13 protein-coding genes are annotated in these 15,168 nt (G+C 67.2%); 8 read left to right on the top strand and 5 right to left on the bottom strand.

Going from position 1 to position 15,168, the window contains the following annotated elements:
• Positions 1-72: 72 nt before the first annotated feature.
• From ABT313_RS07150 to ABT313_RS07130, 5 genes are all read left to right on the top strand, one after another.
• Positions 73-1,065 carry a LacI family DNA-binding transcriptional regulator gene (locus ABT313_RS07150; RefSeq protein ID WP_350849588.1) on the top strand — a complete coding sequence of 331 codons (993 nt, stop codon included), beginning with the start codon at positions 73-75 and terminating at the stop codon, positions 1,063-1,065.
• A 174-nt stretch (positions 1,066-1,239) separates the two neighbouring features.
• A complete protein-coding gene (locus ABT313_RS07145; protein ID WP_350849586.1) occupies positions 1,240-2,610 on the top strand; it encodes an ABC transporter substrate-binding protein in 1,371 nt (456 codons plus the stop codon).
• The gene (locus tag ABT313_RS07140; protein ID WP_350849584.1) at positions 2,610-3,563 is read left to right on the top strand and encodes a carbohydrate ABC transporter permease; all 954 of its coding nucleotides are present in this window, start codon (positions 2,610-2,612) and stop codon (positions 3,561-3,563) included. Before ABT313_RS07145 ends, ABT313_RS07140 begins: the two co-directional genes overlap by 1 nt.
• Complete coding sequence (locus ABT313_RS07135) at positions 3,560-4,429, top strand: carbohydrate ABC transporter permease (protein WP_350849582.1); 870 nt, start codon at positions 3,560-3,562, stop codon at positions 4,427-4,429. Before ABT313_RS07140 ends, ABT313_RS07135 begins: the two co-directional genes overlap by 4 nt.
• Positions 4,430-4,607: 178 nt before the next feature.
• Positions 4,608-6,149, top strand: a complete 1,542-nt coding sequence (locus tag ABT313_RS07130) for a glycoside hydrolase family 13 protein (protein ID WP_350849580.1) — start codon at positions 4,608-4,610, stop codon at positions 6,147-6,149.
• Here the strand turns inward: ABT313_RS07130 and ABT313_RS07125 are convergent.
• From ABT313_RS07125 to ABT313_RS07110, 4 genes are all read right to left on the bottom strand, one after another.
• Positions 6,142-8,358 (bottom strand): heavy metal translocating P-type ATPase, encoded by a 2,217-nt coding sequence (locus ABT313_RS07125; protein WP_350849578.1) that lies wholly within the window; start codon positions 8,356-8,358, stop codon positions 6,142-6,144. The two genes, ABT313_RS07130 and ABT313_RS07125, sit on opposite strands and share 8 nt — an antisense overlap.
• Positions 8,339-9,313 carry a DUF8832 domain-containing protein gene (locus ABT313_RS07120; protein ID WP_350849576.1) on the bottom strand — a complete coding sequence of 325 codons (975 nt, stop codon included), beginning with the start codon at positions 9,311-9,313 and terminating at the stop codon, positions 8,339-8,341. Before ABT313_RS07120 ends, ABT313_RS07125 begins: the two co-directional genes overlap by 20 nt.
• The gene (locus ABT313_RS07115) at positions 9,310-9,528 is read right to left on the bottom strand and encodes a heavy-metal-associated domain-containing protein (RefSeq protein ID WP_350849574.1); all 219 of its coding nucleotides are present in this window, start codon (positions 9,526-9,528) and stop codon (positions 9,310-9,312) included. The genes ABT313_RS07120 and ABT313_RS07115 overlap by 4 nt, the downstream gene beginning before the upstream one ends.
• Positions 9,529-9,598: 70 nt before the next feature.
• Positions 9,599-9,895: a metal-sensitive transcriptional regulator gene (locus ABT313_RS07110; protein WP_130446371.1), complete on the bottom strand. Its 297-nt coding sequence runs from the start codon at positions 9,893-9,895 to the stop codon at positions 9,599-9,601.
• A gap of 219 nt (positions 9,896-10,114) precedes the next feature.
• On the opposite strand from ABT313_RS07110, the gene ABT313_RS07105 reads away from it, so the two are divergent.
• The 3 genes from ABT313_RS07105 (at position 10,115) to ABT313_RS07095 (ending at position 12,636) form a co-directional block, all read left to right on the top strand.
• Positions 10,115-10,585 (top strand): nuclear transport factor 2 family protein, encoded by a 471-nt coding sequence (locus tag ABT313_RS07105; RefSeq protein WP_350849572.1) that lies wholly within the window; start codon positions 10,115-10,117, stop codon positions 10,583-10,585.
• Between the two features lie 141 nt (positions 10,586-10,726).
• The gene (locus ABT313_RS07100) at positions 10,727-11,647 is read left to right on the top strand and encodes an ABC transporter ATP-binding protein (RefSeq protein WP_350849570.1); all 921 of its coding nucleotides are present in this window, start codon (positions 10,727-10,729) and stop codon (positions 11,645-11,647) included.
• Positions 11,647-12,636: a DUF2705 family protein gene (locus ABT313_RS07095; protein WP_350849568.1), complete on the top strand. Its 990-nt coding sequence runs from the start codon at positions 11,647-11,649 to the stop codon at positions 12,634-12,636. Before ABT313_RS07100 ends, ABT313_RS07095 begins: the two co-directional genes overlap by 1 nt.
• On the opposite strand, the gene ABT313_RS07090 is transcribed toward ABT313_RS07095, so the two are convergent.
• A complete protein-coding gene (locus ABT313_RS07090) occupies positions 12,629-15,139 on the bottom strand; it encodes a YfhO family protein (protein WP_350849567.1) in 2,511 nt (836 codons plus the stop codon). The genes ABT313_RS07095 and ABT313_RS07090 overlap by 8 nt on opposite strands.
• Between the last annotated feature and the right edge of the window lie 29 nt (positions 15,140-15,168).

Below are 15,168 nucleotides of genomic sequence, written 5' to 3'. Positions count from 1 at the left end.
CGCTCCCAACACAGAGCGAAATCGACGCAAGTGGTTGCAAATTCTTGCGTGATTAGGCGTACAGTTTGCGCCATGACACGACGACTTGCAGAGGTGGCCAAGAAGGTCGGCGTCAGTGAAGCCACCGTGAGCCGCGTCCTGAACGGGAAGCCGGGAGTGTCCGAGGCGACCCGCGAAGCGGTGCTCACCGCCCTCGACGTGCTCGGGTACGAGCGTCCCACCCAGCTGCGCGGTGACCGCGCCCGGCTGGTCGGTCTGGTCCTGCCGGAGTTGCAGAACCCGATCTTCCCGGCGTTCGCCGAGGTCGTCGGCGGTGCGCTCGCGCAGCAAGGTTTCACGTCCTTGCTCTGCACCCGGACGGTCGGCGGTGTGTCCGAGGCCGACTACGTCGATCTGCTCCTGCAGCAGCAGGTGTCCGGGGTGGTGTTCGCCGGCGGTTTCTACGCGCAGGCGGACGCGCCGCACCAGCACTACGAGCTGATCCAGGAGCGGAAGCTGCCGACCGTGCTGGTCAACGCGGCGGTCGATCACCTCGGCTTCCCGCAGGTCTCGTCGGACGACTACGTCGCCGCGGAGATGGCGATCGGTCACCTGCGAGCTCTCGGTCACCTGCGGATCGGGATGGTGCTCGGCCCGCGCGACCACATCCCCTCGCGGCGGAAACTCGAGGCGTACCTGGCTGCGGACGAGGCCGATCCGAAGCTGGTCGAGCACACGATGTTCTCGCTCGAGGGCGGGCACGCGGCCGCGACCCGGCTGGTCAACAACGGCGTCACCGGCATCGTCTGCGCGAGTGACATCCTCGCGCTCGGTGCGATCCGCGCAGTCCGTCGGGCCGGCCTGAGCGTGCCGGGCGAGGTGTCGGTGATCGGGTACGACGACTCCGCGATGATGAACTGCACCGACCCGCCGCTGACCACCGTCCGCCAGCCGATCGACGCGATGGGCCGGGCCGCGGTCGACATGCTGGTCGCGCTGATCGAGCGCGCCGTCGTACCGGCCGACGAACTGCTCTTCGAACCGGAGCTCGTCGTCCGAGCCTCCACCGCACGGGCCCGCATCTAGACGTCACGCAGTACCTCGGCAGCCGCTGACCGCTTTGGTCGGCGGCTGCTGTCGTTTGCTCTCTGGCGGGTAATCTCCCACAAGAAGTCACGTTTTTGCAATCTCCAATCGAAGTATTGCGATCATGCGTCCAGTTCCCTACGGTGTCCACACGATCCGAGGGAGAGGGTGGAAATGACGACAACGCGCCGCGGGCTCAGCCTGCTGCTGGTTGCGGGACTCGGGCTGGTGGCCGCGTCCTGCGGGTCGGACGACGGGAACAAGCCGGCCGCCGGGGGAGCGTCGGACGGACCGGTGACGATCACGGTCGGCTGCGAGCCGCCGAAGAGCAATCCGAAGGAGCGCGAGGCCTGGGAGGCGGATGTCGCCACGTTCCAGAAAGCGCACCCGAACATCACCGTGCAGGGCAAGGACGCGTTCCCCTGCATCAACCCCGACACGTTCCAGGCGAAGCTGGCCGGCGGGACGCAGGAGGATCTGTTCTACGTCTACTACACCGACGTACGGAAGATCATCGACAAGAAGCAGGCCGCCGACATCAGCCAGTACGTCGGCAGCGTCGGCGCGGTCAAGGATCTGCGTCCGGACGTGATGGGCGTGTTCAAGGACGGCGACAAGACGTACGGACTGCCGCGCAACAACTACAACATGGGCCTGGTCTACAACCGCAAGCTGTTCACGCAGGCCGGCCTGGACCCGGCCAACCCGCCGAAGACCTGGGAAGAGGTCCGCGAGGCGGCGAAGAAGATCGCGGCGCTCGGCCCGGGCTACGTCGGGTACGGCGAGTACTCCGCCGGCAACACGGGCGGCTGGCACTTCGCGGCCGAGCTGTACGCGCGCGGTGGGTCGATGGTGAGCGACGACGGGAAGACCGCGGCGTTCAACAGCGACGAGGGCAAGGCGGTGCTCGAGAACCTGAAGAAGATGCGTTGGGACGACAACTCCATGGGCACCAAGCAGCTGCTCCAGTGGGAGGACCTGATGCGGATGATGGGTGGCGGCAAGCTCGGGATGATGGTCGGTGCGCCCGATGTCGTGCAGTCGGTCAACAACGACTTCAAGGGCAAGTTCGACGACTACGGCGTCACCGCCGTACCGGAGTCGGACGGGAAGTCGTCGCTGAGCGGCGGCGACGGGTACATGTTCAACCCGAAGGCGTCGCCGGAGAAGATCAAGGCCGGTCTGCTGTGGCTGGAGTTCCATGAGTTGACGCCGGGCAAGGGGCAGTTCGACTACGCCCGGTCCAAGGAGCAGGGCCGCCCGGTCGGTCTGCCGATCCCGGACCTGTACGGAACCAGTGCCCCCGGCAACGAGATCACCGCGTTGCGCAAGCAGTACGCGACGGTCCCGGTCGACAACTTCGCGCCGTACGTCGCTGCCCAGGGCAACATCACCAACAAGCTCGAACCGCCCAAGGCGCAGGAGCTCTACGCGGTCCTCGACGTGGCCATGTCCGCCGTCCTCACCCGCAAGGACGCCGACATCAACAAGCTCCTGTCAGACGCCGAGAGCAAGGCGAACAAGATCCTGGCGAAGAACACGTAATGACGGTGACCGAGGAGCAGGTCCGTCGTCCCCACGCAGTGGGGGCGGCGGACCCGCGAATCCCAGACGGCCACGGCGCCCTGCGGCGGGCGTTCGGGCGGAACCTCACGGCGTACGGGTTCTTGTGTGCGGCTTTGATCTGTTTCGCCTTGTTCTCCTGGTATCCGATGGTTCGGGAAGTTGTGCTGAGTTTCCAGCAGAACAACTTTGTGGATCCGGGGGTTTGGGTCGGGTTCGACAACTTCCGGACGGTGATCGCGGATCCGGCGTTCCGGTCCGCGTGGTTGAACACGGCGGCCTTCAGCGGGTTGGCGCTGGTGATCGGGTACGCCGTACCGTTCGTGCTCGCCGTCGTGCTCAACGAGCTCAAGCACGCGAAGGCGTACCTGCGGTTCGTCGTGTACCTGCCGGTGATGCTTCCGCCGGCGGTCGCCGTACTGCTGTTCAAGTGGTTCTACGACCCGGGCGCCGGCCTCTTCAACCAGGCGCTCGACGTCGTCCACATCCCGCCGCTGAGCTGGCTGGACTCGACGAGTACGGCGCTGATCAGCCTCGTGATCGTGTCGACCTGGATGAACCTCGGCACCGGCACGCTGATCTACCTCGCCGCGCTGCAGAGCATCCCCGGTGACCTGTACGAGTCCGCGGAGCTCGACGGCGCCGGCCTGTTCCGGCGGGTGTGGCACGTGACGATCCCGCAGACCAAGCTGATCCTGCTGGTGATGCTGCTCCTGCAGATCGTCGCGACGATGCAGGTCTTCATCGAGCCGTACCTGCTGACCGGCGGCGGCCCGGAGAACGCGACCGTGACGGTCGCCTACCTGATGTACCAGTACGCGTTCAACTTCGGCGACTTCGGCGGCGGCTCCGCGCTCGGCCTGATGTTGATGATCGTGCTGCTGATCTTCTCCACGGTCTACCTGCGTGTGTCGCGCGAGGAGGACGCCCGATGAGGACCTTGGTCTCACCGCTCGCACTCCGCAGTCCGCGTGGTCGGGTGATCTACTGGACGATCCTCACGGTGACGGTCGTCGGGTTCACCGGGGCGTTCGTGTTCCCGCTCTACTGGATGGTGACGGGCGCGCTCAAGTCACCTGACGAGCTCGCGCAGATCCCGCCGAGCTTCTTCCCGAAACACTTCGACCTGCACGTGTACGTCGACGCGTGGGAGCAGCTCCAGCTCGGAGTCTTCCTGAAGAACACCGTGCTGTACGCCGGTGGCGCGTGGCTGTTCACGCTCGCGGTCGACGTCAGCGCGGCGTATGCGTTGTCGAAGCTGCGACCGATCTTCGGGAAGCTCGTGCTCGGCGCGATGCTGGCAACGTTGATGATCCCGCCGATGGTGCTGCTGCTGCCGACGTACCTGGTCGCGAAGGACCTGCCGATCTTCCACGCCGACCTGCTGAACACCCCGTGGGCGATTTGGTTGCCGGCGGCAGCGAACGGCTTCTTCGTGTTCCTGCTGAAGCGGTTCTTCGACTCGATCCCGCGCGAGCTGCTGGAGGCCGCGGAGATCGACGGCGCCTCTCCCGCGAGGATCCTGTGGTCGATCGTGCTGCCGGTGTCGCGCCCGATCATCGGAGTCGTGTCGATCCTGTCGGTCGTCACGGTCTGGAAGGACTTCGTCTGGCCGCTCCTGGTCCTCCCGGAGACCGACAAGATGTCGATCAGCGTCGGCATCGCGTCCCTCTCGGCCCAGATGCCCCAGAACGTCCTCATCGCCTCCCTGGTCATCGCGAGCCTGCCCACAATCCTGGTGTTCTTCGTGTTCCAGAGGAGCATCATGGCGGGCTTGACAGCCGGAAGCCTAAAAGGATGAAAGCGCCCGCCCCTCGCTCCGCTCGGGGCGGGGAAGGAACGGGAGCCGGCCTCCACGGAGGTCGGGTTGGACACCGCCTGGTCGGGGCGGGCTGGAACTGGACACCGGACCTGCGCTCGGGGCAGGCATGAAAACATCACCGGCCCGAGCGGAGCGAGGGTCGGCTGAGAGGAGATTTATGGCTGACGAATGGTGGCGCGGAGCGGCTATCTATCAGGTCTATCTGCGGAGTTTTGCCGACGGCAACGATGACGGTGTCGGGGATCTCGGCGGGTTGCGGGCCAAGCTCGGGTATCTGGCCGAGTTGGGGGTGGACGCGATCTGGCTGAACCCGTGGTACCCGTCGCCGATGGCCGACGGTGGGTACGACGTTGCCGACTACCGCGCGATCGACCCGGCGTTCGGCACGCTCGCGGAGGCCGAGGCGTACATCGCGGAGGCGCACGCGCTGAACATCCGGACGATCATCGACATCGTGCCGAACCACGGCTCCGACCAGCAGGACTGGTTCGTCGAGGCTCTGCGCGCCGGCCCGGGGTCGCCCGAGCGGGAGCGGTTCCTGTTCCGGGCCGGCCGGAACGATGGCCCGCCCAACGACTGGCAGTCGATCTTCAACGGGCCCGCGTGGACGCAGGTCGAGGACGGCGAGTGGTACCTGCACCTGTTCGCGCCCGAGCAGCCCGACTTCAACTGGCGAAACCCGGAGGTCGTCGAGGAGTTCCACGACATCCTCCGGTTCTGGCTGGACCGCGGGGTCGACGGCATCCGGATCGACAGCGCCGCCGTACTGTTCAAGGACCTGGACAGCGTCGAGGAGTCGTACACCGACCACGACGAGGTCCACGAGGTATATCGCGGCTGGCGGCACATCACCGATCAGTACGACGGCCGCTTCCTCGTCGGTGAGATGTGGATGCCGGACCAGGAACGGTTCGCGCTGTACCTGCGGCCGGACGAGATGCAGACCGCCTTCAACTTCGACTTCCTGTCCCGCCCTTGGGAAGCCGAGGAGCTGAAGGCATCCATCGACCTCACCCTCTCCACCCACGTCCCGATCGGCGCGCCCCCGACCTGGGTGCTGTCGAACCACGACGTGACGCGACCGGTAACGAAGTACGGTCGGCCCGACACGTCGTTCTCGCACCAGGATCGCAAGCACGGGATGCAGACCGACCTCGTGCTGGGTGAGCGCCGGGCCCGTGCGGCCGCGCTGCTCGCCATGGCCCTCCCCGGGAGCCTCTACGTCTACCAGGGCGAAGAGCTGGGACTGCCCGAGGTGGAGGACCTGCCCGACGAGCTGCTGCAGGATCCGATCTTCGCGCGCTCGGGCGGCACGGACCGGGGACGAGATGGTTGCCGGGTGCCACTGCCGTGGTCGGGGAAGGAGCCGCCCTTCGGCTTCGGTGTCGGTACGCCGTGGCTCCCGCAGCCGGCGGACTGGAAGAACTTGACGGTCGAATCCCAGCACGACGACCAGAACTCGATGCTGGCCCTGTACCGCACCGGACTACGGATCCGGCGCGAGCTGCTCGGCGACGGCACCTTGTCCTGGGTCGAATCCGCCGCCGACGTGCTGGTGTTCCGCCGGGAGAACCTCACCTGCGTGACGAACCTCAGCGCCGACCCGATCGAGCTGCCGCCGCACGAGGAGGTGCTGTTGACCAGCATCCCCCTCGACGACGGCAGGCTCCCGAGCGACGCGACCGCCTGGATCAGGTGAGCGAACGGAACCGACGCAACCGCAGGCTGTTGGACACGACGAACACTGAGCTGAAGGCCATCGCGGCCCCGGCCAGCATCGGGTTCAACAGACCGGCGGCGGCGAGCGGCAGCGCCAGCACGTTGTAGGCGAAGGCCCAGAACAGGTTTCCCTTGATCGTGCGCAACGTACTGCGGGACAGCCGGATGGCGTCCACAGCCGCCCGTAGATCACCGCGCACCAGCGTTAGGTCGCTTGCTTCGATCGCCACGTCGGTACCAGTGCCCATGCTAAGGCCGAGGTCGGCCTGGGCGAGCGCGGCCGCGTCGTTGACGCCGTCCCCGATCATCGCGACGACGCGGCCCTCGTCCTGGAGCTTCTTCACTGCGTCGACCTTGCCGGCCGGCAGTACTTCGGCGATCACCTCGTCGATACCGACCTCGCCGGCGACCTTCGACGCCACCGCTTCGTTGTCCCCGGTCAGCAGCACCGGGCGGAGTCCTAGCTCCCTGAGCTCCCGGATCGCCTGCACCGACGTCGGTTTCACGGTGTCCGCGACAACGAGCACGGCCCGCGCGACCCCGTCCCAGCCTACGGCAACCGCCGTACTGCCCTCCGCCTCGGCGTGTTCCTTCGCGTGTGCGAGGTCATCAGGCAGGTGCTGGCTCCACTCCTCCAGCAGCCGCGTCCGCCCGACGAGTACGGCGTGCCCGTCGACGATCCCTTGTACGCCAAGGCCTTCGACGTTCCCGAAGTCCTCGACCTCCGGCAGCTTCCCGGCGGCCGACGCGGCCCGGGCGACGGCCTGCGCGATCGGGTGCTCCGACGAGTTCTCGAGCGCGCCCGCCAACCGCAGTACCTCGGCCCGCTCCTGACCGGGAGCCAGCAGTACGTCGACCAGCTCCATCCGGCCCGTGGTGACGGTGCCTGTCTTGTCCAGTACGACGGTGTCGACGCGCCGCGTGGACTCCAGGACCTCCGGGCCCTTGATCAGGATGCCCAACTGCGCACCCCTGCCGGTCCCGACCATCAACGCGGTCGGCGTGGCCAGCCCCAACGCACACGGGCAGGCGATGATCAGTACGGCGACTGCCGCCGTGAACGCGGTCTCCGCCGGCGAGCCGTTGCCCAGCCAGAAGCCGAGTGTCGCCAGCGCAAGCCCGATCACGATCGGCACGAAGATCCCGGACACCTTGTCGGCAAGGCGTTGTACGGCGGCCTTCCCGTTCTGCGCATCCTCGACCAGCCGGGCCATCTGCGCCAGCTGGGTATCCGCGCCGACCCTGGTCGCCCGGACGACGAGCCGGCCGCCCGCATTGACGGTCGCACCAACGACTGCGTCCCCGGCGCCGACCTCGACCGGCACGGATTCGCCGGTCAGCATCGACGCGTCGACCGCGCTGCTCCCGGTCACGATCACACCGTCCGTGGCGATCTTCTCTCCCGGCCGGACGACGAACTCGTCGCCCACGACCAGCTGGTCCGCCGGGATCCGGGTCTCCGTGCCGTTCCGCAGTACTGCGACGTCCTTCGCCCCGAGCTCCAGCAGAGCGCGCAAGGCGGCACCGGAGCGACGCTTGGCCCGCGCCTCGAAGTACCGCCCGGACAGGATGAACACGGTGACGGCAGTCGCCACCTCGAGGTAGATCTCCTCGGCGCCGCTGCCGCGGGACGGGATCAGCGTGAACGGCATCTTCATGCCCGGTTGGCCGGCCGTGCCGAGGAACAGCGCGTACAGCGACCAGAGGAACGAGCTCACCACGCCCAGCGAGATCAGTGTGTCCATCGTCGTCGCGGCGTGCCGCAGGTTGGTCCAGGCGGCCTTGTGGAACGGCCAGGCCGCCCACGTCACCACCGGGAACGCCAGCGTCAGCGACGCCCACTGCCACGAGTCGAACTGCAGCGCCGGGATCATCCCGAACGCGACCACCGGCACCGTGAGCACGATGCTCGCGATCAGCCGCTGCCGCAGGGGCTTCAGCTCATCCGGCTCCTCGGCCTCGGTCGTGACGGCCGGCGTCGGCAGGGCCGCGGTGTAACCGGTCTTCTCGACGGTCGCGACCAGGTCGTCGGTCGAGACGCCCTCGGGGTACGTCACCTTCGCCTTCTCGGTGGCGTAGTTGACGGTCGCCGTGACGCCGTCCATCCGGTTCAGCTTCTTCTCGACCCGGGCGGCGCAGGAGGCGCACGTCATCCCGCCGATGATGAGCTCAACGGACTGGTTGCTCATGTTCGTGTCCCTCCTCTTCATGCGCTGCGGACGTCGGTACGGCGGTGGGCGGGACGATCGTGGTGCCGTTGGAGTCGACGTGGACCGTGAACTCCGCGGTGTGAACGGCGCCGGCGTGCTGGAAGTCCAGGAACAGGCTGTACGTCCCCGCGGTCGGGAAGGTCGTCATGAAATCGATCGACGGCCCGCCCTTCATCCCCGGCTCCGCGTGCTGCGCCGGATGGTTGTGCAGGTAGGCCAGGTCGCCGCTGCGCAGTGAGACCAGGTGCCCGAAGGCGCCCAGGTACGGCTGCAGGTCGGTCACCGGCTTGCCGTTCTTGCTGATCGTGAACGTCAGCTGCGACTCCTTGCCCGCAACTGGCGTGCCGGCGAGCGTCACGTCGTACCCATGGATACTCGTGACGGCCGCGGGATCGTTGAGCGGGACCGGGACGTACAGGCCGGTGACGTTGACGTCCGTGCCGAGCGTGATGTTCTTGTCCAGGCCGGCCGGCTGGAAGTCGGCGTACATCCGCCACGTCCCGCCGGCAGTGAATGTGAACGGGATGCTCCACGTCCCGTCCGCCGCCAGCGTCGGGTGCACGTGGTGGAACCCGGACAGGTCCCGCCGTACGACGATCAGATGCAGATCCTTCTCATGCGTCTTCGTGTACTGCGTGACCGGTTTGCCGTCCGGCCCTTGAATCGTGAAGCGCAGCTCGGTCTTCTGTTTGGCGGTGAAGAACGTCGCGGCCGGCGCGAATGTGTACCCGGCGTCGGACACCGCGAGCCCCGGCAGTTGCCCGCCGGCGTCGTGCCCGCCCATGTCGCTCATGCCCATCTCCTGCTGCGATTGCGATGGCGTGTCGGCCGCCGCGATCGGATCGACCGCGGCACCGATGCCGTACGCCGCCCCGAAGGCGAGCGCCAACGCACCGGCGAACGCGCCGAGCCGGAGCGCGGCGGCCCGGCTCACGACGCCGCCAGTTCGTAACCCGCCTCGTCGACGGCCTCACGCACAGCGGCCTCGTCGAGCACGGCCTCACTCGTCACATGCACCGCAGAGGTGCCACCGGCAACGAGATCGATCTTGATGTCCTGCACGCCGACGAGCTTGCTGATCTCCTCGGTAACCGCCGAAGTGCAGTGCGCACACGTCATACCGGAAACGGAGTAAGTGGTGGTGGTCATATCAATTGCTCCTCAAGTAATTAGCTACAAACCGACCGGCTGGCATCGCTCGGGTGATCGCGCCGGGTGGCTAGCTGCGAACCAGGCGGGCGATTGCGTCGGAAGCCTCGCGGACCTTCTCCTCGGCTTCCGGGCCGCCCTTCTGCGCGGCCTCGACCACGCAGTGTGAGAGGTGCTCGTCGAGCAGCTCGAGCGAGAACGACTGCAACGCCTTCGTGGCCGCCGACACCTGGGTCAGGATGTCGATGCAGTACTTGTCCTCCTCGACCATCCGCTGCAGACCCCGAATCTGCCCCTCGATCCGCCGCAGCCGCTTCAGGTGACTGGTCTTCTCAGCCGTATATCCGTGTACGTGCTCGTCGCTCATCTCAAACTCCTCAGCTACCCCTCGGGGGTATGTCGACACCAAGAAAGTACCCCCTACGGGTATCGAATGCAAGTCGCGAGCGATACCCATAGGGGGTATTTGTCCCAGACGTGGTCGGCGTCACCACCAGATGTCCGTTGCGCGCAGCGAATACGTGGCGCGGGCGGGTGCTTTGATCCAAGATTGAACGGATCTGTTGGCCAACCGAAGGAGCTGCTTGTGAACGCACGTCCGCCGTTGCCTCCATTCACGCGAGAGACGGCCGTACAGAAGGTTCGTGCCGCGGAGAACGCATGGAACAAGCAGGATCCGGAGGCGGTGTCGCTCGCCTACACCCCGGACACCTACTGGCGGAACCGCGACGTCTTCGTGAACGGGCGGGCCGAGGTCGTCGAGTTCCTGACCCAGAAGTGGGCGCGCGAGCTGGACTACCGGCTGATCAAGGAGCTCTGGGCGTTCACCGACGACCGGATCGCGGTCCGGTTCGTGTACGAGTCGCACGACGCAGCCGGCCAGTGGTACCGCTCGCACGGCAACGAGAACTGGGAGTTCGACGAGAACGGCCTGATGCGGGTACGCCGCGCCAGCATCAACGACCAGTTGATCGCAGAATCCGACCGCCTCTTCCATTGGGACGCTCCAGGCCCGCGCCCCGCCGACCACCCCACCCTCACCGACCTAGCCCTCTAACCCCCAGGCAGTCGAGGTTGGGGAGGATCTTGTCCCGATACGGGCAGAAAATCCTCCCCAACCTCGTCGGGGGTGGGGAGGCGCAGGGTGATGAACAAATCTGTCACGCTGTGCGTCTGGTCAGTGACGAGAGGGGTGTGGATGGCCGACGTGGCTATCGGTACGCGTGGTTTGCGTAAGACGTACCGGACGCGCCGGGGCCGCAAGGTGGTCGCGGTACAGGGGCTTGATCTCGAGGTCCCGACGGGTGGTGTGCACGGGTTCCTCGGGCCGAACGGGTCGGGGAAGACCACTTCGATCCGGATGCTTCTCGGGCTGGTTCGGGCTGATGCGGGGACGATGACGGTGTTCGGCAAGACGGTGCCGGCGCAGTTGCCTGAGGTTGTCGGCAGGATCGGCGCGATCGTGGAGTCGCCGAAGTTCTTTCCGCCCTTCACCGGTCGGAAGAATCTCGAGCTGCTCGCGGAGGCGATCGGCGCGCCGAGGGCGCGGGTCGGTGAGGTGCTCGAGCAGACCTCACTGGGGGAACGCGGCAACGACCGCTTCCGCTCGTACTCCCTCGGCATGAAGCAACGTCTCGCGATCGCCGCCACGCTGCTGAAGGAGCCCGACCTGCTGATCTTCGACGAGCCGACGAACGGCCTGGACCCGGCCGGTATCAGGGAGATCCGCGAGACGATGCGCGGCCTCGGCGACCAGGGCAAGACCGTGCTCGTGAGCAGTCACATCCTGGCCGAGGTCGAGCAGGTCGCCGATACGGTCTCGATCATCGGCCACGGCCGGCTCCTCGCTTCGGGGACAGTTGCCGAGGTCATCGGCGGCGGTACGGCGCCGACCGTGAAGGTTGCTGTTGGCAACCACGAGGCCGCGACCCGGATCCTCACCGCAGCCGGCATGACCGTGCGGGCCGACGGCAACTACCTGCTCGTCGAGGGCGCTCCCGATCCGGCCGACGTGACTCGGCGGCTCGCGCACCAGGAGCTGTACGTGTCGGAGCTCGTCCCGGTCCGCGCCGATCTGGAGTCCGTGTTCCTCGAGCTGACCCAAGGCGAGGGGCTGTGATGATCCGACTCACGAAGGTCGAACTCCGCCGCCTGACCGCGCGCCGGCTCACGTTGATCGGCGTGGCCGGGCTGTTCCTCATCACCGCGCTGCTGCTCGTCGCCACCTGGTTCGACGCCCAACCCCTGTCCGCGGCCGAACAGCAGCAGGCGGAGCGTCAGTTCCAGCTGGCCCACAAGGACTGGGTCGACCACGCAGCCGAGAACCGCGCGCAGTGCGAGGCGGACTGGAAGACCCAGCCCGACCCGAAGCCGACGGTCGACGACATGTGCTCCTACCCGGAGCCGAAGCTGGAGGACTACGGCAAACCGCCGACGGTCTTCGCGCAGATCATGCCGGACCTGCTGCAGGGATCTTCGTACTTCTTGGCGTTCGCCGCGTTCCTGATCGGGGCCAGCTTCCTCGGCGCGGAGTTCAGTTCCGGTGCCATCGGCAACTGGTTGACGTTCGAACCGCGCCGGCTCCGGGTCTACGGCAGCAAGCTGCTCGCGGCCGCGACCGGCTTCGTGCCGATCGCCGCGGTGGTGCTCGCGATCGTGCTACTCGGCACGTTCCTGATCGTCGACCACCTGGGCGACACCGCCGGTACGACGAGTAAGACCTGGGGCGATCTCAGCGCGATCGGCGGTCGTGCCGTGCTGACGACCGCGCTCGCGGCTGCGCTCGGCTGCATCGTCGGCCTGCTGCTGCGCCATACGGCGGCCGCGATCGGCCTGGTGATGGCCTACCTCGTGCTCGCCGAGGGCGTGTTCGCCGCGTTCCTGGAGAAGGCCCAGCCGTGGCTCGTGAAGGTCAACTTCGACGCCTTCGTTCGCCACGACGCGCAGTACTACGTCACCGAGTGCAAGACCGGCAACGACGGAAGCTACGTCTGCGACTACGTCCAGAAGACGCTCACGTTCGAGCACGGCGCCTGGTACCTGGCGATCCTCGCCGTGCTCGCGATCCTGCTCGGCGGATGGGTGTTCCACCGCCGCGACATCAACTAGCGAGGCGCCGCCGCCGTCGTACTGCGCCGAGAAGGACGATCCCGAGCGTGAGCACGGCGGCGGCCCCGCCGATCGCCAACCCGCGGCGCAGCCCGGGCGGGACGAACGTGCAGTCGACCCGGTCCGCGCTCCCCGACAGCGGAACCGCGATCAGGCCGCCGTAATCCCTCGGCACCTGGGCTTTTCCGCCGCCGACCGAGCACATCCAGCCGTCGATCTTCGGTGCGGCGACCACGGCGTACCCCGTGCTGCCGGGCCGAAGCGTCGCGTGCAGGGTATGACCGCCGGCCTCCACGTCGGTCGCTCCACTCGCGCGCAACCGCCGGACCGCCTTCGCGAGCTCCTGGTGGTTGAGGCATCCGATCGCGTCGCGCGGCGGGATGCCCTGCGGGTCGTCGCCGAAGTTGAGCTCGATCAGCACGATCCCGGTCTTCGGCACGGACCCGAGGGAGATCATCGCGCTGCTCGTGTTGATTCCCGGCCGCCGTGTCGCGCTCAGCTCGTGCCACTGTCCGTCAGCCAGCCGCGCCCGTCCGCCGACCCGCGGCATGAACAGGTACGCCGACGTACCGGGCGTGCAGGCCGCGACCAGCTTCACGTCACCGGTCTCGAACCGCGTCCCCTTGTACTTCGGGACCTCGTACACCGTGCTCCCGAGCAGCCGCTCCTGGATCTCGTAGGCGTTAGGGGCATTCGTGTCGACGAGAGTCGTCGCGCCGAGCCGCCGCCGTACCGTCACCAGTGGCGGCGCGTCGGACCGGGTGATGTCCGGCTTGCCGTCGGCGACGAGCCGCATCCGGGCACCGACCGAGAAGATCGCGTCGGTGACCGGGTTGTCGAGAGTGAGCGACGCGCGCCCGTACCCCGACCAGCCGAACCCGAGACTCGTCAGCAGCTCATTGGTCGAGTGCGGCAACAGACTGCTGTACAGGCCGGCGCCTTGCCCGCCCAGCAACATCGGGTCGTTCGGCGTGATCGACGTACCCGGCTCGGTCCGGTACGCAGGCCAACGCCCGGCCGCCCGGAGCGCGTCGTACCGTGCCGTCTGCTTGTCGTCCCAGGCCGCGGCCGAAGCGCCGAGGATCTTGCCGCGGTACTGGTCGGTGATGACCGCGGTCCAGGTCGTCTCCACCGCCACAACCGCCAGCAGTACGGCGAATGCCGCCGCCACCGGCCACTTGACCCGCCGGGTCCCATCGAACCTGCGCAGCGTCCAGATGATGCCGAACGCAACCAAAGTCACGGCTCCGGACGCGATCAGAACGCTGATCGAATGGTCGCTGAGCAACCGGCTCCCGTTGGACAGCACGGCGATCAGGGCCAGCAACGCAGCGCCGCCGAGCAAGGCGATCGGGCCCGGCAGCTTGTGCGAGACCGAGACCCAGGCGAGCACCACGATCACGCCGCAGAGCACGAACGCCTCGCGGTACTGGCTGCCGTTCGGGGTGTCGAACGCGTGCCAGAACTCCTGTGTCGGCGGCCACCTGAACGACAACGTGATCAGGACGGTCGTGATCACCCAGACGAGCTTGGTCAGCCACGGCACGAACTTGTTGAACGGCATCGTCAGTGCGAGCAGCAGCGCGACGGTTCCGACGTACAGGCTCGCGGTCCGGCCGACGCCCTCGGTCAGCGGCAGCAGGCGGGACAGGAACACGTCCAGCGCGGACGGGTGGAAGATCCCGGACGGCGACGGCGTTGCGTCGCGGTTCGTCAGGATGATCGGTAGCAGGATGGGCGCGACCAAGGCCATGCCGAGCACGAACGAGATGCCGTGCCGCACGATCGCCCGCAGCCGCAGCGACCACTTGAGGTCGCTGGTGAGCACCCGGGCGAGCAGGTAGATCCCACCCGCGATCGTTGCCATGTAGGCGGTGTAGAAGTTGGACAGCCAGAACAGGCCGACCACGAGCACACTGAGCAGCCGGTTGGTCCGGCGCAGTGACCACTCCGCCACCATGAAAAACATCGGCAGGGCGATCAGGCCGTCCAGCCACATCGGCACGTACGATCCGTCGTCGAGCGCCCAGCCGCACACGCCGTACGAGACGCCCAGCATCGCGGCAACCCAACGGGGGCCGGGACGCATCTTCATCAGTAAGGCTGCCATCGCGGCCGCTGCCAGGCTCAGCTTCAGGGTGGTGATGACGTAGACGGCCAGGTCGATCTGGTGGCGCGGGAACAACCCCACGAGCAGGGACAATGGGCTGCCGAGATCGACCCCGAAGTCGGCCAGGAAACCGACTCCGAACGCGCTCTGCCAGTTGAACAGCATGTCGCCCTGGGCCCGCCCGTGCAGGACGTCCCACAGGTGGGCGAAGAAGGGGACGTACTGCGTGCCAAGATCGTTGGTACTGCGCGACAGCGAACCGAAGGGATAGGTACCGCGGATGATGCCGGAGGCGGCGAACACCGCCGCCACGACGACGAAGGCGACAACGGCCGGCGGCAGCGCCGACCGTCGCCGAACTGCCCCTGGTGATTCGCCGTCCGCTGAGGCCACCGACCGTCCCCTTGCTCTTCCTGGAAGTT

This window comes from Kribbella sp. NPDC000426, assembly GCF_040300265.1.
Lineage (GTDB): Bacteria > Actinomycetota > Actinomycetes > Propionibacteriales > Kribbellaceae > Kribbella.
The sequence above is the reverse complement of the archived record's forward strand: the minus strand, read 5'-3'. Positions and strand labels throughout refer to the sequence as shown.